The sequence below is a fragment of the Anabaenopsis tanganyikae CS-531 genome (genome assembly GCF_029891675.1).
Classification (GTDB): Bacteria; Cyanobacteriota; Cyanobacteriia; order Cyanobacteriales; family Nostocaceae; genus Anabaenopsis; species Anabaenopsis arnoldii.
This window is the reverse complement of record NZ_JANQDF010000020.1, coordinates 1-24784: the sequence shown is the minus strand read 5'-3', so window position 1 is coordinate 24784 and position 24784 is coordinate 1. Positions and strand designations below refer to the sequence as shown.

At 42.0% G+C, this 24784-nt stretch carries 18 protein-coding genes and 1 pseudogene; 8 read left to right on the top strand and 11 right to left on the bottom strand.

The features are described 5' to 3' along the window. Positions 1-602: 602 nt before the first annotated feature. The 3 genes from msrB to NWP22_RS02355 form a co-directional block, all read right to left on the bottom strand. Complete coding sequence (msrB, locus tag NWP22_RS02365; RefSeq protein ID WP_271734174.1) at positions 603-1112, bottom strand: peptide-methionine (R)-S-oxide reductase MsrB; 510 nt, start codon at positions 1110-1112, stop codon at positions 603-605. Between the two features lie 57 nt (positions 1113-1169). Next, positions 1170-6299, bottom strand: a complete 5130-nt coding sequence (locus NWP22_RS02360) for an nSTAND1 domain-containing NTPase (protein WP_280801461.1) — start codon at positions 6297-6299, stop codon at positions 1170-1172. A gap of 962 nt (positions 6300-7261) precedes the next feature. Next, on the bottom strand, positions 7262-9001 hold the full coding sequence (locus tag NWP22_RS02355; protein ID WP_271734176.1) for an ABC transporter ATP-binding protein/permease: 1740 nt from the start codon (positions 8999-9001) through the stop codon (positions 7262-7264). 138 nt (positions 9002-9139) lie between these two features. Here NWP22_RS02355 and NWP22_RS02350 point away from each other — a divergent pair, with 138 nt between their 5' ends. Both NWP22_RS02350 and NWP22_RS02345 read left to right on the top strand, forming a co-directional pair. Next, a complete protein-coding gene (locus NWP22_RS02350; RefSeq protein WP_271734177.1) occupies positions 9140-9280 on the top strand; it encodes a hypothetical protein in 141 nt (46 codons plus the stop codon). A 12-nt stretch (positions 9281-9292) separates the two neighbouring features. Beyond that, positions 9293-10099, top strand: coding sequence for an Rpn family recombination-promoting nuclease/putative transposase (locus NWP22_RS02345; protein ID WP_280801460.1), 807 nt, complete (start codon positions 9293-9295; stop codon positions 10097-10099). A 157-nt stretch (positions 10100-10256) separates the two neighbouring features. On the opposite strand, the gene NWP22_RS02340 is transcribed toward NWP22_RS02345, so the two are convergent. Then, complete coding sequence (locus NWP22_RS02340) at positions 10257-10619, bottom strand: putative quinol monooxygenase (protein WP_271734179.1); 363 nt, start codon at positions 10617-10619, stop codon at positions 10257-10259. Between the two features lie 90 nt (positions 10620-10709). Then, positions 10710-13157 carry a phosphoenolpyruvate synthase gene (gene ppsA / locus NWP22_RS02335; RefSeq protein ID WP_280801459.1) on the bottom strand — a complete coding sequence of 816 codons (2448 nt, stop codon included), beginning with the start codon at positions 13155-13157 and terminating at the stop codon, positions 10710-10712. Positions 13158-13327: 170 nt separating this feature from the next. Here ppsA and NWP22_RS02330 point away from each other — a divergent pair, with 170 nt between their 5' ends. Further along, on the top strand, positions 13328-13732 hold the full coding sequence (locus NWP22_RS02330; RefSeq protein ID WP_271734181.1) for a hypothetical protein: 405 nt from the start codon (positions 13328-13330) through the stop codon (positions 13730-13732). Positions 13733-14202: 470 nt separating this feature from the next. Continuing rightward, positions 14203-15264, top strand: coding sequence for a tellurite resistance TerB family protein (locus NWP22_RS02325; protein WP_271734182.1), 1062 nt, complete (start codon positions 14203-14205; stop codon positions 15262-15264). A 161-nt stretch (positions 15265-15425) separates the two neighbouring features. Here NWP22_RS02325 and NWP22_RS02320 read toward each other — a convergent pair whose 3' ends face one another. Next, positions 15426-16676 (bottom strand): competence/damage-inducible protein A, encoded by a 1251-nt coding sequence (locus NWP22_RS02320; protein ID WP_271734183.1) that lies wholly within the window; start codon positions 16674-16676, stop codon positions 15426-15428. 145 nt (positions 16677-16821) lie between these two features. Beyond that, entirely contained in the window at positions 16822-18105 is a 1284-nt protein-coding gene (gene glyA, locus NWP22_RS02315) for a serine hydroxymethyltransferase (RefSeq protein WP_271734184.1), read from the bottom strand. 278 nt (positions 18106-18383) lie between these two features. Here glyA and NWP22_RS02310 point away from each other — a divergent pair, with 278 nt between their 5' ends. Together NWP22_RS02310 and NWP22_RS02305 are read left to right on the top strand one after the other, a co-directional pair. Then, on the top strand, positions 18384-18581 hold the full coding sequence (locus NWP22_RS02310) for a hypothetical protein (RefSeq protein ID WP_271734185.1): 198 nt from the start codon (positions 18384-18386) through the stop codon (positions 18579-18581). Between the two features lie 81 nt (positions 18582-18662). Next, positions 18663-19139, top strand: a complete 477-nt coding sequence (locus NWP22_RS02305) for a Tic20 family protein (protein WP_271734186.1) — start codon at positions 18663-18665, stop codon at positions 19137-19139. 3 nt (positions 19140-19142) lie between these two features. Here NWP22_RS02305 and NWP22_RS02300 read toward each other — a convergent pair whose 3' ends face one another. Beyond that, on the bottom strand, positions 19143-19916 hold the full coding sequence (locus NWP22_RS02300) for a fumarylacetoacetate hydrolase family protein (protein WP_271734187.1): 774 nt from the start codon (positions 19914-19916) through the stop codon (positions 19143-19145). Between the two features lie 234 nt (positions 19917-20150). On the opposite strand from NWP22_RS02300, the gene rpsF reads away from it, so the two are divergent. Continuing rightward, the gene (gene rpsF / locus NWP22_RS02295) at positions 20151-20498 is read left to right on the top strand and encodes a 30S ribosomal protein S6 (protein WP_271734188.1); all 348 of its coding nucleotides are present in this window, start codon (positions 20151-20153) and stop codon (positions 20496-20498) included. Between the two features lie 103 nt (positions 20499-20601). Here rpsF and NWP22_RS02290 read toward each other — a convergent pair whose 3' ends face one another. Then, positions 20602-20949, bottom strand: a complete 348-nt coding sequence (locus tag NWP22_RS02290) for an STAS domain-containing protein (protein WP_271734189.1) — start codon at positions 20947-20949, stop codon at positions 20602-20604. A 427-nt stretch (positions 20950-21376) separates the two neighbouring features. Between NWP22_RS02290 and NWP22_RS02285 the strand changes: the two genes are divergently transcribed. After that, entirely contained in the window at positions 21377-22006 is a 630-nt protein-coding gene (locus tag NWP22_RS02285) for a DedA family protein (protein WP_271734190.1), read from the top strand. A gap of 198 nt (positions 22007-22204) precedes the next feature. On the opposite strand, the pseudogene NWP22_RS02280 reads toward NWP22_RS02285, so the two are convergent. Together NWP22_RS02280 and NWP22_RS02275 are read right to left on the bottom strand one after the other, a co-directional pair. Next, positions 22205-22588: pseudogene (locus NWP22_RS02280) on the bottom strand (transposase); the annotation flags it as partial. A gap of 1559 nt (positions 22589-24147) precedes the next feature. Beyond that, on the bottom strand, positions 24148-24780 hold the full coding sequence (locus NWP22_RS02275; protein WP_280801462.1) for a group II intron maturase-specific domain-containing protein: 633 nt from the start codon (positions 24778-24780) through the stop codon (positions 24148-24150). Positions 24781-24784 lie beyond the last annotated feature (4 nt).

Genomic DNA, 24784 nt, shown 5'->3' with positions numbered 1-24784 from the left:
ATACCAAAACCGTGAACCTTCTGGGTCAAGTTGTTTGAATGGATATCCTAACAGTTGCTGTAGTGCTTCAACTCGGCTATTTGGGTCTTGGTGGTTGATGAGTAGTTGCAACTGTTGTGATATAGCATTCATGGTGCTGTAGGGTAAGTGTTGATACTGGAGCAATCAGGGTAAAAGATTTGATATTGATAAATTATACTATAGTTGGTTGAGTGATGTGACAATTTTTAATACTGCGTATACCCCACCTTTTACCCTGTGAGGGCTGGGTGTGGGGTCAAGAGATATTCTAGGATAATTTAGCTAGAAGTCGGGGATCTGTGTGACTGTGGGAGGGGGTGTAATATCCCCGACTTCTCACATTATTAGAGATAATCTAGGATAATTTAGCTAGAAGTCGGGGATCTGTGGTGCGATCGCGAAGCGCTGCTACAAGCAGATCGCCCTGGGTTGAAAAATTGCGTTTGATGCTACACGGGGAACCGGGGGTTAGAAACCCCCGTCTCAAAGCTAAAGTCAGATGAATCTGACTAGAATCTTATGTATTTGATTATTTTTAGCTAGAAGTGGGGGATCTGTGTGAATGTGGGAGGAGGGTCACATTAAACAGGGACAAAATTCAAGGCGACACCGTTCATACAATAGCGCTTACCGGTCGGTGCTGGACCATCATCAAACACATGACCTAGATGTCCACCACAGTTACTACAATGCACTTCGATTCTAGTCATAAAAAATGACCGATCTACAGTAGTGGCGATCGCACCTTCAATTGGTTGGAAAAAACTCGGCCAACCAGTACCACTGTTAAACTTAGTATCAGATGTAAACAGTGCTTGTCCGCACCCAGCACAGACAAAAGTACCCTCGTCATATTGCTTATCTAGGGAGCTGCTAAAAGCGGGTTCTGTACCATGTTTTCGTAAAACGCGGTACTGTTCCGGCGTTAAAATACTGCGCCACTCTTCTTCAGGTTTAGTAATTGCAAACTGGCTTTTAGAAGTCGTCATGGTTTTGGAGTCCCCCCAAGAGAAGATGTTAAATAAATTGTGTGATAAAACTGCAGTGCCGACAATTGCGGTACTAGCCTCTAAAAAATAGCGTCTGTTCATGATCTCAATTCTAACCTAAGCAATTTTTTCTATAGAGCCTACATTACCCACTATTTACTAGTCAAAACAAAGTTCATACTCTTGTGTGGTCACATCAGGGTTAGTTTTGAGATAATCACCCAGGCGATCGCAAGCATTGCTCACCAGTTCATTGAGTTTCAATGTTTGCAATTCTACCTCCTCTAGGTTCCACAATTTAATAGTGGCATCCCTACCCGCAGAAGCTAGCTTAGTACCGTCAGGACTAAAACTAACAGTGTGAGCACCCTGGTTATGAGCAAAGAAGGTTTTTAACAACATACCATTACTAATATTCCAGAGTTTGATAGTACCATCATCGCTAGCTGAGGCCAAAACTTTGCCATCGGGGGAGAAACTAACATGAAGTACTAAACCAGTATGCCCCTCGAAGGTGTGAACTAGTGAACCGTCTAACCTCCACAGTTTAACAGTTTTATCATCACTAGCTGAAGCAATAGTTTGACCATCGGGAGCAAAATTAATCTTCCATACACTAGCGTTATGACCTGAAAAAGTGTTCAACAGGCGACCCTCTAAGTCCCAGAGTTTGATAGTTTTGTCCACACTAGCAGAGGCGATAAATTTACCGTCGGGGCTAAATTTGACATGAGTTACCCAACCGTTATGACCGGAAAGAGTTTGTAACAGCTGACCGTCGCGACTCCAGAGTTTAATAGTTTTGTCTACACTAGCAGAAGCCAGAATTTGATCATCAGGGCTGAAAGTCACACTCGTGATCCAACTATTATGTCCCTTCAGGGTATGCAGTAAAGTCCCATCTCGTTGGCGAATGTCGATACTGTGGTTTGTACGTCCCAAGGCCGCTATATTTTGATCTTTAGTCAAGCCAACATTGGTAACATCTTCTATGGGGGAAGGTAATGTTTCCAGTAATTGACCGTCCAAATTCCAGACCCTCATAGTTTTGTCATCACCCATAGAGGTGATAGTATTTCCATCAGCGGTGAAGCTGATTTCATTCACACTACCTTCATGACCATAGAAAATTTTAGGTAAATTTTTTCTCAACTCCCATAATCTAATAGTATTGTCATCACTACCTGACGCTATTGTGCGGCTATCTGGGCTAAAACTCAGACTATTAACCTCATGGCTATGTCCTTGTAAAGTATCTAATAAGTCACCGGCACGAGTCCAAAGTTTAATAGTTTGATCACGGCTCACAGATGCTATGATTTTACCATCGGGAGAAAACCTGACTTGCCAGACACCCAGAGTATGCCCTTCTAGAGTTCTGAGTAAATTACCATCACGACTCCAGAGTTTAATTGTATATTCATTGGTGGCAGAAGCAATTGTTTGACCATCGGGACTAAAACTGACATCCAAGACTTCTTTGGTACTTGCGGGTAAGGTTGATAACAAACGACCATCCAAACTCCAAAGTTTCACCGTGCCATCATCACTAGCTGAAGCAATGGTATCACCTTCTGGTGCAAAGCTGACGCTATTGATACTTCGGCTATGTTCTCTAAAATTGAGGAGCAATTTACCCTCACGGCTCCATAATTTGGCAGTCTTGTCAGTACTCCCACTGATTAATAACTCACCATCCGGTGAGAAACTGACGCTATTTACACCATCTTCATGATCTGTGAGAGTTGTGATTAACTTACCATCACGACTCCAGATTTTAATGGTATTATCACTACTACCAGAAGCAAATACTTGACCATCCGGTGAGAAACTGACGCTATTGACTTCACCCTGATGGTCTGTCAGAGTTGCTATTAAACTGCCATCACGATTCCATAGTTTAATGCTGTTATCAGCATAACCCGCAGCCAGTATTTGACCATCCGGTGCAAAACTAACACTAGTCACCCAGGAATCATGGGTTAACCGATGACGTTCTTGAGTGCCATAAAGTGCTTGTTGTAGGATGATTGCAGTTTGAGCTTGAATATTACTCGGGATTCCATAGGTGTTTTTTTGGACTTCCCTACCCGCTTCGAGTCCCGTGACTAATGCTTCTAACTCCTGATGGGAAAACAGAAAGTTTTGTGACAAAGCATTTAAGGCTTGTATCTCTCGTAACTGGGCTTTTTGACCTTGTTGGTAAGCTAAAACAGCTAAACCAAAAGCAGTCAGTCCCAGAATGCTCATAATCCCCACTGTTCTTTGAGCTTTTCGCAGTCGATTTTTTTCTATTTGTTGTTGGCGTTGTCTTTCTACTAAACAAGCTTGAATAAAACCTTGGACATCAACAGATATTTCATCGGTGTAATTGAGATAAATCTCTTCAGCTTCTGCAAGGCGAACACCTTGTAAGAGAAAGTCAGGCTGTTGATTGTTATTCTTCCACAAAGCTGCTGCTTGGGCAACTTGACGACGCGATCGCAACAGCGCCCGATTTTCCTCCAACCACCAGCGCAACTTTGACCAATGGCGAATCAGCACCTCGTGAGCTACTTCTATAGTTACAGGGGAAGACCGGGGGGATGAGTCCGAAATTTTACCTTCTGCTCTCACCTCATCCCACACCCCTGCATCCTCTTCTAAATTCACCACCACCAGCTTGGCAGCAATTAACACTTGTAATGTTCTTTCTACCAATGCCTGCGGGTATTTTTGCACAATTAGCTCAGATTTGAATACCCGTCGCCTAGTATCTTCTGTACCCTCACCCAACTGTGTCAGCGACAGAAAAATCCACCGCGCGCAGTCTTGAGCTTCCGCATCTAAACTAGTATAAACTGTTTGAGCTTTACTTTCCAAAGCTCCTTTAATTCCGCCCAAATGCTGTTGGTAAGCTTGTAAAGTAATCGCACCATTTTCGCGATATTCCCACAACTGTTCGAGAACAAATTCTAACAGTGGTAAATTCCCCGGTGATTGGTGTAACTCTTGTACTAGCACTTCGACTAATTCCGCCTCGACTGTTAAACCAACTTGTCGCCCTGGGTTAATAATCACACGTCGGTATTCTTGTTCCGTCAAGCAGGGAGTTAACAGCACACTCGACTGCTGTAATAACTTCACCAATACTGGTACTTCTAAACAGGGGGCGATAAAATCAGCCCGCAAAGTAATAATTAATTTAAACTTATCTGGCATTAGTTCCAGCGCGCCTAGGACAAGTTTTAAAAAGCGTTGTCTATCTTCACCAGATGCAAGAGTAAATAATTCTTCAAATTGGTCTACTACCAAAATTACCATTGGTTCCGGGCGTTGAGCTATCCACTGGGCAAACCCTTCTACCCCTTGGGACAACATCCCTTGTAATTCCGCCTGCTGGTAAGCTTTTTCTTTTTCCGTACCGCTATCTAGCAAGCGCTGTGATAAAGCTAGCAGAGGATTGGCACCAGGGCGACAGCTTCTCATCCACCAGTCTTCACTACCTGGTAATAGTTTACCTTGTCGCAGTTGAGCGATTAATCCCGCCTGTACTACCGAAGATTTACCACTACCGGAGGCTCCCACAACCGCAATAAATGACTTTTGCCCCAACTCACTAATTAGCTGCTCTACAACAGCTTCTCTACCGTAAAAATACTGAGCGTCTTCTTCCCGAAAAGCCCGTAAACCCCGGTAGGGACAAAGCCCTAAATCAATAGCTGCTGTTGATTGAGTGCCTGTATTGCCCGTGGGTATAATTTCAATTACACCTTGGGATCCAGATAGCCAAATATGTAGAGGTAAGTCATGCTGAGAAAATAATTGTAATTGGGTAATCCAAGCCGCAGCTGATAAACTACCCTGGGGTGGGGCTGCTTCTAAGGTAGAGTGGAGGGCTTGGGCAAATTTTTCGGGATGATTTTTAGGTGAAGCCGCAGCAATTATACATTGTCCTTGATCAAATCCTAGTTGTAAATCTTCTACCCAGTCTTGTAGGGAGGGCTTGTCATTGGCTACCCCGGGGCAATCTAAAATGATAATTTGTTGAGTATAAGTTGAACGCCTCAGTTCTTGTCTTAACCAAGAACGACTCAGTCGGGTATTTTCTCCTAAAATTAAAGCCGGTTCACCAGCTTCAGTTTCTTCGATTCGCCCACGTAAATATAACAGTACTGTAGAAAAAACTCTCGGGTGGTTGGGTGGTGCTGCTTGTGTGGTTTGTAAACAGGTTTGAATAGTAGAGTGTAAATCTTTAGTGCTAGCTTCTATGGAGCCAGTCCAATACTCTAACTCAAAACCACCCACACCCCGGAATAATTTACTTACAGCTAGGGTGGTCTGATTTGTGGCTAGTCCCTCGATTATTAATGCTTGTCGGGGAGAGGGAGATTCTACAAGGGCTGGTTTTAATCCCAGAATTACTTCCCCCACTCCTTCTACAATACGCTTGGGTGTTTGCTGCGGATATTCCGAATACAGATGAGTGTCGCCTCTACTTTTGTTTTGCTGATTAATCAGTCGTAATTGCTGATTAGTGTCTTCAATGTATTGGCTGGTTTGATGATAAACATATCTATAAAGTGCATCAGCATCAATTAATCCTTGGGGATCAGCCGCTTGACCGCGCAACCCACGCATTAAGTAATAAGTAAATACGCCATGTCCCAGTTCGGTAAACTCCCAGGATTGTTGATTAGTATCACAGGACAGTAAGGCATAAAATCCTTTACTCTGTTTTGCTCTTTGGCGTAATAATTCCACCATCTGGGATGTGGGGTTGGGTAGGGATGCTGTAGTTATATTACTTCTGGAATTGCGGAATGTGAGATTACCGCTATGACAAGCATCTAGCCAGACTAACTGAGTTTGCGCCTGACTATTTCCCAACAGGTGCAACACTTCCTGTAAAGCTAAACCTGTGTTGAGTAAGTCATCTGTTTGAGTATCTGCTAAACACAAAAATGCTTGTTGTGAATTGGGATCTAGCATCCCATGTCCAGAAAAATAAAATAAAATTGTGTCCTGTGGTTGAGCAGTATCCGTAATTTCACTTAAGCCACGCCGCAGTGTGGAGAGGGTCGGTATTTCGGATAAATCATGGTAAACCCTCTGCTTAGTCTGGGTCAGTCCTTGGCTAGCGTCGCTCAAAGCTGCGGCTAAACCCTGACAATCTACAGCGGAGTAGCGTAGTGAGGGTAGTCTCTTGTCTTGGTATTTGTTTACTCCTACTAACAACAGCCAAAATTTTGCCTCTGCCTTTTTTAGGATATGGGTTAAGTGACTGGTAGTGATACCGAGTGGAGACATTTTAAGTTTTCTGGGTAATTAGTAAGGTCTAAGTAATAGTATAAATAAATGCTTGTTTACTGTCGCCCACAGGCTCGCCCAATGACAACCCCATTTTTGTGCCTGATGACAAGGAAAAACATGAGTACTGTCCCCGGTAGGTTGTGGGATGCAGCGATAGTAATATGACATCACCAGTAGCTACTGCCGTAAGCCAAGTGGTATTCTGTTTATATTAATACTTTTTGACGAATTATTGCAGTATTTTTCTTTATTCTTAGAATTGGGGTGTGAAAATTGGTGAGCTAGTCCTAAGCTGACTATTTTATAGATAAAACTATACTTATGTTGACAAGTATTGACATAAGTGAGTGAAGAAAATCGCCCACTTGATATATAATACGATATCAAGTATTGAATTAAGACTATTGCCAACGCGAAAACCAAGCAATGATAGCGGTGGTCTTTCTTGTAAATCTTAACTTGAGAAATATCGCGTCTGGCTAAGGCGTGCAAGTCTACACCAGGGATAACCGCTCCCATGCTCCCGTTGAAGTAGAAAGTAAAGTCTAGCTTTGTCTAGGTTTTATATAGCAGATTAATCCGGTAACGATAAAAAAAACGCCAATTTGGCCACATGAATGGGATTTTATTTGTTAAAGTATTGATTGTAAAAGACTTGTGGGCTTTATAGTCCAGGCTTTACTACACTTCAAGAGCATTAACTGCGGTAGTAATTCCGATACTTCTGTTAATTCTGCTCTATGACTTGAAGATTGCTGCTAGATTCTCTGTAGTGATCTCCACCAATCCCTTCTTCTCGCAAAAGGGACACGTAGAATCATAAGTCCTTGTTGATTTACTCCTATCTAACCCATAGTTCAACAGCACAAATGCTGTTGAACAGGGTTTTTTCGCAATCAAAACACCTGAGACATTTTTAATTTTGTCTGAGGTGAATGTGCATCAGGAGTGGTTAAGAATTAACTAAAAGCATTGAAATCAAGAGTATATTCGGATATGGGTAAAAACCGCCAATTAGAGCTGCCATCGAGTTCTAATACATACTCATGATATTGTAACAAACTGGGGCGGTGTCCCACACTAATTAATGTGGTTTCCTTGGCTTTAAGTTGTTCATACAGCTTCTTCTCATTAGCTAAATCCAGCGCACTTGTAGCTTCATCTAGGATGACATAGCTAGGCCTACTTAGTAGGAGTCGCGCAAAGGCTAGGCGCTGTTGTTCACCTAAGGAGAGAACATTAGCCCAATCTAACTCAATTTCAAAGCCTCCAAATCTTTCTGGTAACTCTGCTAAGTTCACCTCTTCTAAGACATGGCGCATTTTACTTTCGCTGATATCATTGTCAGGGTTGGGGTAAAGTAACTGACTGCGCAACGAACCTAGAACCATATAAGGACGTTGGGGTAAAAACATGATCTCCGATAAAGCAGGACGGATAATCTGACCAGTCCCCGCATTCCATAATCCGGCGATCGCCCTTAATAAGGAACTCTTACCACTACCACTATGACCCACAATTACCAGACCCTCACCCGGTTGTAAGCTGAATGGTAAATCCCGAACTAAAGTGCGTTCATAGTTGGGGGTCAACAGGGTCACACGACGCAACGCTAGGTGAGAATCTTCTGTGATATCAATAGTCGTCATTCCTGATGGGGTTTGGTTTGTGGTTTCCAGGACTGCGGCTAAGTCCCCCATCCGTTCAATCCCCGCTGCAAAAGCTGTTAAATTTTCAAACTGACTCACCACCACAGATAAAGCCCGGAAAATCTGACTAAAGGCGATCGCAGCTTGGGTAAATGTCCCAAATTCAGTATCACCCGCAAAGTAAATTGGTGCAATCACCAAATAAGGAAGGGCTGAAACAAAATAATTATAGCTGGTAGTAAAAAAGCCTAAATTCCGTTGCCAATTGATCAACAACTCAAAGTTACGAATAGCCTGTAAAAAACGCTGTTTAAGCTGTAGTATTTCTTCTGTTTCACCTTGGTAAAAAGCGATGGATTCGGCGTTATCCCGCACATGAACCAAACCATAACGAAAATCAGCCTCGCGTTTGAGTTGATTAAAATTAATGCCTATTAACCTTTGACCCAGCCAAGCGGTTACCACAGTCCCAAAGATAGCATACACGACCAGAGCCACCGATAGGGAAACAGAAATAGATAATAAAACCCCAGTAAAAGAGATTAAAGTAATAACTGATGTCAGAATCAGTAATGAAAAAGATAAACTAGTCCGGGTAAATGCTCTAATATCCTCAGCAATCCGCTGGTCTGGGTTATCAATTTTCTGATTAAAATTAATTTGGTAATAAGCACGATTTTGGAAGTATTTATCAATAAAATGGTTTGTCAACCACTCCCGCCATTGTAAACCCAACTTGTCTTGCAGATAGCCAAACATGACAACAATGGGAGTACCAACGACTAATAGCCCCGCATAAATGGTAATAAATCGCCAAAAAGTTGATGTATCTTGCGTTTGGGGAAAAGTCGCCAAAGCAGTATCAACATTCCGGAAAATAAAGCTAATACTGACATTAATACCATTAACAGCTAGTGCCAAGACTAGCAACAGTCCTAGTAATCCCCTAGCTTGCCATTTTTTTTCCGAAAACCAGTAGGGTTTGGCTAGCTTGAGAAATTTTTGCCACAATTGAGGGTCTAATCGTTTTGGTGGGGTTATTGTACTCATTGCCAAGTTTAAGAACATCTAATAGTAATTCTGTATGACAATTCGCCAAAGTGAAAACCGCAAAACACGGAAATTAAACACAGATACCCATTTAGATTGTAGTCTGGAGATTTCAAAGTTCAGTGGTACACGCAATTCTTGAGCGATCTGGGTATCCAGGAAGGTAAACAGGAAATAGCCCTTAAGCTAGGGGAAGGGATGACAATAGAAGCGATCGCCCGAGTTACTGGATTATCTGTAGAAGTAGTACAAAAATTACAGCAAGAATACCAGCCATGATAGAATTTTGTGATGTTTGATAACATCACAAAATTCATCGCGGAAACATTTGCCACCGACTTAGCAACATGGCTATTGGGAAAACCCGTAGACTTAACCCAGTTAAGTCCCAAAGAACTATCTAGTGAGCCTATCCGTGCTGATGCTCTGATTTTACTGCAATCAGAGGAGGTAATTCTACATCTAGAATTCCAAACCCAGCCAGATGCGTCCATTCCCTTCCGGATGGCGGATTATCGCCTGCGAGTGTATCGCCGCTTTCCCCAAAAAAGTATGTACCAAGTAGTGATTTATTTAACAGAGACTAAATCACCAGAGGTATATAAAGACAGATTTGAAATTGACAGCTTACAACATGAATTTAGGGTAATTCGGCTGTGGGAACAACCAACAGCAGTATTTTTAGGGAGTGCAGGATTACTACCATTTGCAGTGCTAAGTAATACTAATAATCAAGCTACAACATTACAAAGGGTGGCTGATGAAATCAACAAAGTAGCTGACAAGAGAATGCAAAGTAATCTGACAGCATCCACAGCAGTTTTAGCTGGGTTAGTATTAAAGCAAGAAGTGATTCAACGCTTATTACGGCAGGATATTATGCGCGAATCAGTGATTTATCAGTTGATTAGAACTGAAGGGAAACAAGAGGGTATACAACAAGGTATACAACAAGGTATACAGGAAGGTAAACAGGAAGGTAAACAGGAAATAGCCCTCAACTTGCTAGGGGAAGGGATGACAATAGAAGCGATCGCGCGAGTTACCGGATTATCTGTAGAAGTAGTACAAAAATTACAGCAAGAATACCAGCCATGATAGAATTTAGTGATGTTTGACAACATCACTAAATTCATCGCGGAAACATTTGCCACCGACTTAGCTAGGGTTTAGTATAACAGGACAATAACCATATTGCCCTGCTTAGTGTTGATATTTCCGTCAACAAGGCCCATTAATTAGCCTTGGGGCTTTGTCAACGTCTAAAACCATACTCAAGAGTAAAAAACTGGGGCTTCAAGTCGGCTAAGGGTTCCCTGAGTTTACTTAGTTCTGCTTCTGGTCCGTGAATTTCCAAACGAGTCAGCTCGGCAATTTTCAGGGCTTCTTCGAGTAAGTAACCAACATTATCAAGATGAGTTAGCAGTCCCTCTGCATCTTCATACCCTTCACGACAGTGAACTTGGTCTTGATCAAAACTAAATCCATAATAGAGACACCTAGATTCCTCACTAGTTTTTTTGACAAACTGCTCACACAAATCCTTGAAAGCGTCTAGCTTCCCACTATTAACTTGGAAGTAGGGGACAATGGTACAGCATTTATCTTCAGTGGGCATAAATTTATTGTAGTAATTGTTAACGTGGTTATCTACCTGAAATTACATTTACCACGTTTTTAAGCAAACTTATTTGGTTAAATGCCGATTTTAGATATTTTCCTCTACCTTTGCTATCTCCAATAGTGTTTTTAAAACCGAATCGGGATTAAGACTAATAGAATCAATTCCTTCTTCCACTAAAAACCGCGCAAATTCTGGGTAATCGCTGGGTGCTTGTCCACAAATGCCGATTTTACGCTGCTGCTTTTTAGCGGATTGTATAGCCATTTTGACCATTTGCTTAACTGCTGGGGTGCGTTCATCAAACAAATGTGCTACTAATGCCGAATCTCTATCTAATCCTAGGGTTAGCTGGGTTAAGTCATTGGAACCGATAGAAAAGCCATCAAAAACTTGTGCAAACTCCTCAGCCATAATCACATTACTAGGTAACTCACACATAACATAAACCTGTAAGCCATTGGCACCTTGTTTGAGATGATTTTTTGCCATTTCCGCCAACACTAAACGCCCCTCATCGGGAGTACGACAGAAGGGAATCATGGGGATGACATTAGTCAAACCCATATCATCTCGTACTCCCTTGATGGCTTGACACTCCAGAGCAAAACCTTCTCTGTAACCCGGGTCATAGTAACGTGATGCTCCGCGCCAACCCAGCATGGGGTTTTCTTCCTTGGGTTCAAACTGCTGACCGCCTAAGAGATTAGCATATTCATTGGTCTTGAAATCTGACATTCTCACAATTACCGGCTTAGGATAAAAAGCCGCCGCAATTCTGCTTATACCCTGGGCTAATTTATCGACAAAATATTGGGGTTTGTCTTCGTAAAGGGCGGTAATTTGATCAATTTTGGTTTTGACTTCATCCTCTAGCTTTTCATAGTGAATCAAGGCCATAGGATGAACTTGGATGTGGTTAGCAATAATAAATTCTGTGCGTGCTAAACCAACTCCGTCGTTGGGAATTGCAGATAAACTTAATGCTTCTTGGGGGTTACCCACATTCATTAAAATTTGGGTACGGGTGCGGGGTAAGTTTTCTAAAGCAACTTCTTTAATTTCAAAGGGTAACAAGCCATGATAAACTCTACCTTCATCACCCTCGGCGCAAGAAATGGTAACTTCTTGACCGGTTTTTAATATGGCTGTAGCATTGCCACATCCCACAATTGCGGGTACTCCCAATTCTCGCGCAATAATGGCTGCATGACAGGTGCGCCCACCAGCATTAGTAATAATCGCCCCGGCGCGTTTCATAATTGGTTCCCAGTCTGGGTCTGTTCTCTGTGTTACTAATATGTCTCCTGGTTCAAACTGTTCAATCTTATTGACATTTAAAATTAGCTTAACTTTACCTTGAGCAATGGCTTCGCCAATGGCGCGACCAGTCACTAGGGGTTGGGGGGGGTTGGCTTCCTTATGGGTTTTAACGAAGTGATAGCTGCGTAATAGGTTTCCTGTTTTCTGTGATTGGACTGTTTCGGGACGGGCTTGGACAATGAATAATTGATTAGTAATACCATCTTTAGCCCATTCAATATCCATGGGGGAGTAATTACCGTTGGCTTGGGTATAGTGGTCTTCTATTAAACAAGCCCAATATGCCAGTTGGAGGATTTCGCTATCACTGAGGGCAAATTTACCTTGTTCTGTTTCCGGGACTGGGACATTTTTTGTATGTTTTGAGCCATCATCATAAATCATTTTTAGCTCTTTGCTGCCCAATTTCTTATCGATGATGGGGCGAAAACCTGCTTTTAATGTCGGTTTAAATACGTAGTATTCATCGGGGTTGACGGTTCCTTGAACTACGTTCTCTCCTAAACCGTAGGCGGCGTTAATTAGTGCTGCATCTTTAAACCCGGTTTCGGTGTCAATGGAGAACATGACCCCGGAGGTGGCTAGGTCGGAACGGACCATTTTTTGAACGCCGACGGTGAGGGCAATGCTAAAGTGGTCAAATCCCTTGGTGTGGCGATAGGAAATGGCGCGATCTGTAAATAGGGATGCAAAGCAACGATGACAAGCTGCTAGGACTCCCTCTACACCGACCACATTTAAGTAGCTTTCTTGCTGTCCGGCAAAACTAGCGTCGGGAAGGTCTTCGGCGGTGGCGCTAGAACGGACTGCTACATCTGTGTCTTGGTGATATTTCTTACATAATTTTAGATATGCGGTGGCGATCGCATCCCGTAAGTCTTGAGGAAACGGTGTTTCCATGACTAGCAATCGGGCTTTTTTGCCTCGTGCTTTTAAATTTGTGACATCTTCAACATCCAAGTCAGCAAACAGTTGACGTAATTTGGCTTCTAACCCTGCTGAGGCGATGAAATAGCGATAAGCGTAGGCGGTGGTAGCAAATCCCGTGGGGACGTTTACCCCTTGATGTGTCAGTTGTTGAATCATTTCTCCCAGTGAGGCATTTTTCCCACCTACTAGGGGTATATCACTAATACCAATTTCATCAAACCAGAGAATGAGTGATCGCGCTTTATCAGATTGAAAACCTGTATTCTGAGATACTGTAACCATCTGTATTACCTCTCAAGTAGACGCTTTGGTTGTCAGTGATTCTTAAAATATTTTTCCCATGTCTAATTTTATCCTTAATACTTGAGATTGTGCTATTAGATGCAACAATATAGTTAGAAAATTAAATTTTCGAGATCATAACCAGAGCACAGTCCCAGATTGATCATACAATGGCACAACTAGAAAGACTACTACAAATGGCTGAAGATGAACTAACTCAATACAGTACTGATGCCCGCAAAATTGAAAAAATGCGCCGTAAAATCGGTTTGTCTGTATCGATGGTGGAACAGAGGCAAGTTAAAGCTGAACTATTAGCTACCATGAAACCTAATATTATTACTAATCTGGTGGAAGAACAAAGGCAAGCAGTAGCCTTACCATTTTGGGGCATTGCAGGGTTAGGTTTGTTATTCGGAATTTCCGTCAATCAACCGGTGCTTTTATTAGCAGGTGTGCTGGGGAGTGTAGCGGCTTTCCGAATCCAAAAGTGGGGATGGCAATTACAAGCGAAGCGTTTATTATTAAAAACTCTCGAAGATATTGAGGCACGGGTGTACCCACCCAGAAACTAAAGCGGACTTTACGTATATATCCGTAATTTTTGTGTATGATTAAAAACAATTTAGAGGTAACATCTTGCTCATGGTATAGAAATCTATTGCTAGCTGGTTAAAAATTCTTACCATAGATGAAATTAATTTACCAGATCATTCCAGCAAGAGATAATTACTGCTATGGTAATTGAATTGTAGAGTAATTGTAGAGTAAATATTAAGGATAAAATATTTAAGAATCCCAGGGTTAAACAAAACACCAATATTACTATATATGCTGTGGATCTTAGTATGACTGAAATTTAGGGTCAGGTCAATCAGGAGTTTGACAAAGATGGTAGGCTTAATTGGCACTCTTTGTTACTCATGAGATATCCAGTTAACTAAACAATAGCGAATCCTTGGTACAAGAGGTTAGCTAAATTACGAAAGTGACCATTGTGACTTTTAATATGCTCGTACTACTTAAGAAATAGGAGGTAGTAATTATGACTAAATATGATCAGATTTTTAATTCTACAAAGACCACCAAAGAATCACTGACTCCAGAAGAAGCAGTAGCAGCGATGGCAGTGGTGACAGAAATTGCTCATTATTCCATAGAGGAAGCGGATGCAGAAGTTTTAGCGAGTATCCTGTGGGACCTTGAAGTTTTTGAGGAATACTCAGAAGATGGAATTGCCCAAATAGTTCATAGACTGATAGACATTGCCGCAAATGAGGGACTGGGAAGCCTATTTAATGTTGCGAGTAAAAGCCTTACCCTGGAACTAGTGCTAGATGCTTTTGCTGTGGGGGTAATGGTGATTATAGATGAAGACGATTTAATTATCCCCAAAGACAAACAGCCGTATCTCAAGCAATTACAGAAAGCTTTAGACTTGGAAGATGAAGAAGCCTATGAAATCATACAAGAAGTAATTGCCGCCTATCAAGAAGGAGAAGAAGCACTTTACCTAGAAGACGAGAACGACATAATCATAGACAGAGATTATGGCGAAGATGTATATGAATCGCCCTCTGGTAATTTTTCAGTTCCCATTCCTGTTGACCCACGGCAGGGAGGTCAGGTAAAAAGTGAAGACGGGGTGGTGGGCTTTTTTGATAGTTTCGGTACTATGCTGAGAATTGATCATTACCCCATATCCTCAGAACAACTAGAACAGGTAGAATCTATTGGGCAGGAAGAATATTTGCAGTCAATTTTGCTCAACAAGTATGTTCCAGAAGTAATTTTTACTAATCTGCCCAAGGCAGAAGTCATATATACTGAGTATTTAAAAAACGCTATTGAAGGTTCTTTCTTTGCGTTAATTGATATGCCCCAGGGGTCAACAATTCCCCAAGCACAAAATAACGGTAATACCAGCAGACTAGACGCATACCGAGGGCTTTTAGCATTTATGCATTCTAACTATTTATATATAGTTAGCAGTCAGGAAAGCTTTGATAGGGGTGAAAAACCCAGTTCTATTAAAGAAGGAGCCGAGGAGATTAAGGAGAGTATTTTGGATTTTGTGGAAACTATAGACTTCATCGAAACCGATTAAAAGTTCCAAGGGGGTGAAAAACCCCCTTCTAGCTTAATTCTCTAGGCCAATTAGATGAAATCTGGTGGAAATAAGAGTGTTAAAACTCTTGTGGGGATCCCGTTGCTATAACGCAACCTTAAATTTAAGTTTTAGTTGATAAATCATCTGTGAGTAATGAATTAAATCCTAACTATTAAGCGCCGCAGCAAATCCAAAGCTGTATTAGCACTGACATGACGAATTAAAGCACGTCCCCGCATCGCTCCAAAGCGATACTCAAAACTAGTCACTTCATCCTGCGGTCCGGCTAAACCGATGTAAACTAAACCCACGGGCTTAGTATCAGTTCCTCCAGTGGGGCCAGCAATACCAGTAATACTTAATCCCCAGGTAGTTGACAGGCGGTTTTTCACCCCCATAGCCATTTGTTCAGCAACAGTAGCACTGACAGCGCCAAATTTATCTAAATCCTCTGGGTTCACTCCTAGTAACTTGACCTTGGCGGAGTTATCATAAGCAATTACCCCACCCCAAAAGTAATCAGAACTACCGGAAATATCCGTTAACATTTGTCCCAGTCCTCCACCTGTACAGGACTCGGCTACGGAAATAGTCTCAGTTTTAATACGTAATAATTTACCAACAACAGCGGCTAAAGTATCATTACCACTCCCGTAGTAATCTAACCCAGCAATGTCTTTTAGCTGTTTCTCCACAGGGGTAATTAAAGCCTCTGCGGCTTCTGTTGTGGGGGCTTTGGCGGAAATGCGTAATCTGACTTCGCCTTTACCGGCGTAAGGGGCGACGGTGGGGTTAGGTAAGTTAAAATACGGGGCAACTTTTTCTGCTAGAGCTGATTCACCAATACCCCAGAACTTTAAACTGCGGCTGTAAATAATTTCTTTTCCCCAACCTTGATTTTTGAGAAAAGGTACTGCTGTTTCTGTCCACATCTGATGCATTTCTGAGGGAACACCAGGAAAGGTAAAAATGGTTACATTAGGTCTGGGTTGCCAAATAATCCCTGGGGCTGTCCCACTGGGATTAGGTAAAATTTCTGCACCTTGGGGAATTAATGCTTGTTTGCGGTTGGTGGGGCTCATGACCCGACCTCGTTGGGCGAATTTATCGGTAATGTCTGCAATGATTTCTGGACGTTCTATCAAAGGAACGCCAAAAAAATCGGCGATGGTTTCACAGGTGAGGTCGTCGGGTGTGGGACCTAAACCACCGGTGAAAATCAGAATTTGCGCCCTTGATATGGCAATTTCTATGACTTGTTTGACTCTTTCTGGGTTATCGCCTACTACTGTTTGATAGTAGTGGGGTATTCCTAGTTGGGCTAGTTGTTGGGCTATATATTGGGAGTTACTATTCAGGATGTCCCCTAGGAGTAGTTCTGTACCAACACAAATAATTTCTGCACTCATGGAGGTGAATGGGGTTAAAGAGAGGTTTTTTTTGGTCAAGTCGCAAAGGCGCAAAGGTATCAGGATCTCAAGGTTTGATTTTTTATCCCCTCTGTTTTTGGCGGGTTTCTCAACCTATACAACTTCTACCTTTGCGCGAATTTAACTAAGCTAAGGCTGGTACGGGAATGTGCAGATGTGGGTACAAGGGGAAGCGATCGCACAATGCCGCTACCCGTTGGCGACAATCTTGTATTACTGTCTCAGAACCGGGGGAAAGTAGCCTATCAGCGATAATATTACCAATCTCGGTAAATTCTGCGATCCCCATACCCCGTGTAGTCATAGCTGGGGAACCCAATCTTAGACCACTAGTAACAAATGGTGATTGTGGGTCAAAGGGAACTGTATTCTTATTGGCGGTAATATTTACCTCACTCACCAGTTGATCAGCTTGTTTACCTGTGAGTCCAATATTCTGTAAATCTACTAACATTAAATGGTTATCTGTCCCATTAGACACCAGCTTTAACCCACGGGTTTGCAGTTGACTAGCCAAAGCCCGGGCATTATCAATTACTTGAGCCGAATACTGTTGAAAATCGGGTTTTAGTGCTTCGCCAAAAGCCACTGCCTTACCGGCGATGACGTGTTCTAGGGGTCCGCCTTGGCTACCGGGAAAAACTGACTTATCTAGCTTCTTACCCAACTCAGCATCCCGGGTCAAAATCAAACCACCACGGGGACCGCGGAGAGTTTTATGGGTCGTGGTTGTCACTACATCACAGAAAGGAATCGGGCTTGGGTGCAGACCGCTAGCCACTAAACCCGCAATATGGGCAATATCTGCTAGTAAGTAAGCTCCTACTTCATCGGCAATGCTGCGGAACTTTTCAAAGTCAATCACCCGGGGATAAGCCGAATATCCGCAGATTATGAGCTTAGGACGCTCCCTTAGCGCCTGCTCGCGGATTTGTTCGTAGTCTAGCTGTTCTGTTTCTTGACTAACACCATAGTGGCAAACTTGGAACCACTTTCCGGAAACATTTACCGGCGAACCGTGGGTCAGATGTCCACCGTGGGACAAATCCATCCCCATTATTTTATCACCTGGTTGCAACAATGTCAAGAAAACTGCAAAATTTGCCTGAGCGCCGGAGTGGGGTTGGACATTAGCATGAGCGGCACCAAATAGCTGTTTAGCTCGGTCGATGGCTATTTGTTCGATTTGATCAACAAATTCACAACCGCCATAATAACGTTTACTTGGTAAACCTTCGGCATATTTATTAGTTAATACTGAACCTTGAGCCGCTAGTACCGCAGCTGAGGTAAAGTTTTCACTAGCAATTAATTCTAGGTGCTGGCGTTGACGCTGTAGTTCTTGGTTAATTAACTCAGCGATGGCGGGATCGGAGTTAGCCAAAATTTCGGAATTGGTTTTAGTCACTGAAAGTTATCCTTGGTAGAAATTTGCTCAACAATCTGTTTCTAGTTCCTGTGGAGGAGGGATGAGGGCGTGTTTACCCTGGTACATTGAGGGTAAAACCCATAGCTCTTGAATCTCAAATTTTACCCTTGATGGGGAATAGGTTATTTTACCTTTCGTTACATACTTTGGTTTTTTAGGTCGTTATACATACAATAAGTTAAAGTTCACCGGATTTTTGAGTGCGATCGCGATTTTTTATGAGGTGAGCCATTGTTAGCATTTTGGAATCGGATGCGATGTTAGTCATTTTAATGGATAATCAAATCCTTGCTCCTGGGAAAGTTTGCCAATCTTGTTTACTGGCTGACGGTAGCGGTCAACCCCGTTGGTATGGGGGTCAACTGCGATGTGCTCAAGCTATTCACAAACTGGCGGCACAGCAAGCACAGCAATATGAATGTATGATGGGTTTCCGAATTGCCGATATTGAATAATCGGATTTTGCCGCTAGACTACATAACTGCGTTATCCTAGGCTCAAGTAACTCTTGAAATTTAGCCATAGGAGAACCCACAATGACTTGGCGCGGGTCTACAACGGTTCCTGACCGGATTTTTGCTTGTTTACCTTATTTACTCCCCCTGGTTGAAAGTCTCAGCTTTGGTAGCTTTTTGTTTGGACAGTTTCCTGTACTAAAATTGCTGTTTATCCCTTTGAGTCCCATAGTAGCAATTTATGGCAGTATTCCCTTTGCTAGTCTAATTATTTTCTTGGCTTTGTTTGCCCTGGTAATCAGAAACGAAAAAATAAATCACTTTATTCGTTTCAATACTATGCAAGCAATTCTTCTAAGCATTGTTTTATTTTTGTGTTCCATCCTACTGGAAGTTGTGGGTTTGGTTCCTGGTGCTGGCTTGGCCACAGAAACCCTCACAAACACCATCTTTATCGGCATATTAGCAGCATTTGTATATTCTGTAGCCCAATCCTTGTTGGGGCGTTATGCAGAAATTCCCGCCATTTCCGATGCAGTGCATATGCAAATACGGTAAGTGTTAACGTTTGGTGACTGTGTTCTCTAGGCGACCAATGCCTTCAATTTCTACCCGAATGCGATCGCCGATGTGTAATTGTCCTACGCCAAATGGCGTACCGGTAAGCACTACATCCCCTGGTAGTAGTGTCATCACCTGACTAATGTAGGAAACTAGGACATCAGGGGGAAATACCATCTCATCAATACAAGCAGATTGCACAGGAGTGCGATCGTCATTCAAGAAAGTCTGTAACCTCGCACCGGGATTTACTTCGCGCACAATCCAAGGACCTAGGGGACAGAAGGTATCAAAACCCTTGGCGCGAGTCCATTGGCCATCCTGTTGTTGTAAGTCCCTTGCCGTGACATCGTTAGCGACAGTATAGCCCCAAATTTTAGTTTGGGCTTCTTCTGGTGTGCAGTCACAAGTGCGATCGCCAATTACTAGTGCTAGCTCACCCTCGTAGTCCACCCGCTGGGACTGCGGAGGATACTTAATCTGTGTTTCCGTAGGAATAATAGACGTTGATGGCTTGAGAAATATTAATGGTTCTTTGGGGACTGTAGATCCCATTTCCTGAGCATGGTCTGCATAATTCTTCCCTACCGCCACTACTTTTGAGGGCGCACATGGGGTGAGAATTTGATAATTTTCCGGTTCTAGAATTAAATCCGTGGGTTGTCCTTCTAACCAGGGAGGAGCATCTAACACCTGCACGCTCAGGGATAGTTGTAGCAATCCATAGTAAATCTTGCCTTCTAGATTTTGAACTCGCACATAGCGCTGCGCCATAAACTTGATGAATATCCTTTTGTTTGCGATTACCAGCTGCTTTAGATTTTAGATTGGATCTAAAATCTAAAATCTAAAATCTAAAAATTGGCGCATTTGGCTCATAATTTTGCTGAAAAACTGATAAGATTATAATTCCTTGTTGCTGAGATGTTGATAATTATTAGTATCAGTGGTGATATTTTTGTATCAAATCACATCAGCAGCCCTTTGTCCATAAGGTGACTGAAAATCATGTCTATAGTTTACGAAACAATTTACATTCTCCGTCCAGACCTAGGAGATGAACAGGTAGAGCAAGCAATTGCTAAATACCAAAACTTGCTGACTGAACAAGGTGCTGAAAACATCGAAATTCAAAACCGTGGTAAACGTCGCCTAGCTTATGAAATTAAAAAGCATCGGGATGGCATTTATGTTCAAATGAACTACACAGGCCCCGGAAATGCCATCGCTGTTATGGAACGTGCTATGCGTTTGAGTGAAGAAGTAATTCGTTACTTGACCATTAAGCAGGAACTACCAAAGGAAACAGCACAAGCAGAAGCAGAAGCAGAACAGACAGAAGCTGTTGCTGTCTAACAAGGCAATGTCACACTTGCGTAGCTGATCCCTTGAAAACAAGAATCCCCGAGTTTTTAATTCGGGGAATTTCAACGTTACAATCTGACCATAGGTGAATATATCAAGCCACCACTAGATTTTTATCATGGCTGTGAGTGAAAATATCCTCATAAGTATCAAAAATTTCAAATACTGAGTCCAGCTGTGTTAGCTCCAAAATTAATCTCACCGGAGCTTGTACGTTACACAAAACTAGACGACAATTATTTTCACGCGCAGAAGTTAGTCCATTGATGAGGGGGACTAATCCTGAACTGTCCATGAAATCTACTTCTGACATATCAAGAACCCAGAGTTGATGAGGCCGGGGTACCACTTCAAGCATCTGTTTGCTAAAAGCCATTCCACCTTGCAAGTCTATACTGCCGTGGGGCTTAAATAAAACTACTTGATCTTGTGAGATAATCATGAATTTAACAAACTAGTTGGAACACGTGACAGAACAGAAATTTGACATCAATACTGATTCGGTTTCAACGACAAAATCACTGTTTTATCTTTAAAATGTCGTATAATTTATTATGACTCATATAAGTATACGCATGATTGTTTACTAATTTCGGTATCAAGGGTATCTTTTACCATATCTTTATATCTTACCATACCATTGATAAATATTTAATAAAAACTGCTAAATAAAGTTGCATAAATATACATTTAATGCTTGGGGATGGAGTCAAGGTTTGGAGAGACGTGTAAATCTGCATCTAAAAATCTCCTTGACAAGTAAGTGGCAATCTGGAAATTTCAATTGTGGAAGCAGCTTGATTGACACCTCAGCCATAGAAGCGCCAAGATATATAAAAGGTAAAAAATTGTAAAGGCGGCGGTGCGGGATGTCTGTTGATCTGATTTCACTAGAAAACATCCAGGAATTTGCTCACCAGTATGGTTACTGGGCAATTTTTTGGGGAATTTTGCTAGAAAATTTGGGCATTCCTCTTCCTGGTGAAACCGTAACCCTAGTGGGCGGGTTTCTCTCCGGTAGTGAGGAACTAAACTATTGGTTAGTTCTTAGTGATGCCGTTGCAGGTGCTGTCATTGGTGGTGCTTGCGGCTATTGGCTTGGTAAATGGGGCGGCTGGCCTTTTCTAGTAAAAATAGGTAAACTCTTTCGGATTTCCGATGAGCGGTTATTGAATATTAAAGATCAATTTAGTGAAAATGCGACTAAAGCCGTATTTTTTGGGCGTTTTTTCGCATTGTTACGGATTTTTGCCGCACCACTGGCTGGTATAGCCGAAATGCCTTTCAGAAAATTCTTTTTGTACAACTTAGCAGGAGCCACCGCCTGGGCCAGTCTCATGGTAACCTTAGCTTTCTTTGCTGGTAGAGTTGTCTCCCTAGAACAACTAGTTGCTTGGGTGAGTCAATTTGCGATCGCAGCCTTACTAATCCTTGTTACCTTGATTGTCATACCCATCTGGTTAGAATCCCGCCAGGTCAAGGGCGCGGCCGGTGAGTAAGTAGGTGAGTAGGTCACAATACAGTTCAGTTAAGGGTAAGAAGCTTATTAGTGATGTGAAACTTCGGAGCTTCTACTCGTTTTCCAATACCTCTGTGTTTTGGCTTTTTAGAACAAAACTTTGATACAGGTTTTTTCACAACCCTGGGGTTAGTACGGTGAATTCGTTCGGGTAACAACGTATCCAGAATCTCTATGGTTAACCAATCGAAAAAAGGGGGAATTCTTCTGGCTGTAAGCGTTGAAACTTAGGAATAGCACGACGAATGACCCCTAATGTTCCTGTAAAACTCAGACGTAATGGTGGAACCCCGGCAGTAGTTGCGGCTTGAAACATTAACACCCTGACTGACCAATGTCCCAACAACCAGCCATATATTTCCTGCACTACTTCGCGTGGTGTTTGGGAACGAACGTGAGTTTTTCGCACTAAAAGGTGTATTTTCAATTCATCAATGGTATTTTCTACTTCCCAACGCTGATGATATTCTCTAGCTAACAACTGTGCCGGAAATTTTTCAATATCTAATAAGCTAGTAATCAAGCGATATGGCGGTAAGCGAAGCCATACCGTAGGCTTATCGCTTGTTCAATTGCCGTTGCTGGAATAGCCATCTCGATTGCTTTGAGCAAGTCACCATTTTGTATATCGGGACACACCAACGAAAAATCTCTCAGATGCACCACACTTAATTTCCATTCTTGGGAACAATGCTTAATTTACATGACTTTGAGGCTTAACTGAACCGTATTGACACCCACCCAACCACATACCTTTGATATGACACAAGTTTCCTAGCCCCAATGTCGGAGCCGTATCTTACCACCATATTCTGAGTTTTGGGTAGTGTGAGAAGACACTATTTCTCAAGTGATATAAACTAGAGATTAATTGGTTTTAGAAAGCACCAAAAGTATGTATAACTGGAAACGATTCTGGTGTTCAACCACAGGAAATATCAGGCTTGACTATGGTGGATTTTTAGATGACCCAGAATCAGAATATGGGCGTTTGGCTAATGCTGAGGTAGTTTCATTTAGCAAAATATCCCATATTTCCTGCCTAATACTGTTGGGTGAACCAGGTCTTGGTAAGACCACAGCAACTCAGGAAGCATACAAGCAAGTTCGTGACCAAGTACGTGAATCCGAAGATACTTGTTTGTGGTTTAATCTCGGTGATTATGATTCTAAAGAAGATTTGTGTGAGGCCATTTTTCGCAACGAAACATTTACAACTTGGCTGCACGGACATCATAAACTACATCTGTTTCTCGATAGTTTAGATGAAGGTTTACTCTCGATAAAAATACTTGTCAGAATTTTAAAGAACGAGATAAAAAATCTTCCTACAGATCGCCTTTATTTTCGGATTACTTGTAGAACATCAGTTTGGTTAGAAAGTTCTAGCTTGGAGCAAAAACTTAAGGACAAATGGAAAGAAGCTAGTACAGGAATATACGAACTAGCCCCCTTACGCAGGATAGATGTTACTGAAGCTGCTCAAGCGAATGGTGTAAATTATGAAAAATTTATACAGGAAATTTTAAATAGAGAAGCTACTCCACTCGCTATTAAACCAGTTACATTAAAATTCCTCCTCAGCACCTATTCTAAAAATGAACAATTTCCTCCTTCTCAAAAAGAACTATATGAGCAGGGTTGTCTACACTTGTGTAAGGAAGTTAACCCAGACCGTCTAGAGTCAGGATTCAGAGTTAGATTAAATGAGTATCAGCGTTTAATAATAGCAGGCCGTATTGCGGCTGTGATGATTTTTGCTAACCGATCTGCTATTTGGACAAGTCCGGAACTGACAGATATACCTAATTCAGATATAGCTATTCTGGATTTATGTGTAGGCAAAGAAAGTATTAATCAGCAAGATTTTTTTGTCGAAAAAGATGATATCCGCGAAGTTTTATCTGTTACAGGTTTATTCTCTTCTCGCGGCACTAATCGTATGGGTTTTGCTCACCAAAGCTACGCTGAATTTCTTGCAGCATGGTATTTGGTTCAGCATAAGATACCGTTAGTTCAAGCAATGAGTCTGATTGTTTCACCTGAAGACCCAGAACGCAAATTAGTTCCTCAGCTTCATGAAACTGCTGCATGGTTAGCTAGTATGAAGACTGATATTCTTCAGGAAATTGTCAAAACTGACCCAGATGTATTGTTGCGAAGTGACATTCCTACAAATGCAAAATTTCGTGAACAAATAGTCATACCTGCAAGACTTCCATCACTGGCTGTCTTTCTGTCGTGGCAATGTCTGTGTAATAGTTGTAGGTTTTTATATTCATCTTTTCCACCTTTGGAGATGGGTAGGATGTGGTCTACTTCCATTACATCACCGTCCTTAAAGTAATGCCCACATTCTGGACATTTACCCTTTTGCCTTTTAAGTAGGGTCGCTACTCTTTTATTGGCTTCAGGATGGTTTGTCATTCTTGAACTCCAATATACCCAATTACCGTCAAATGGTGAGGCATTGCTTTTAACCTTAACATGACGTACAATAGGAGTTTCTGGGTGTCTATACAGTTTGATGAATTTATCCTCCGTCTTAACTGCAAATTCCCAGTTATTACCTCCAATGGTATGCCAATACTTATTGGTTATCCATTTATCAGCTTTATTGGGGTGTCGGCGCTTTGCCCATCTGTACAATCGTTGATAAACCTGATTAGAGATACTATTGAAGATTTCTTTACTTACTACTGATGAGTAGTAATTACACCATCCTTTAATTATCTGGTTGAGTTTACTTATCATCACC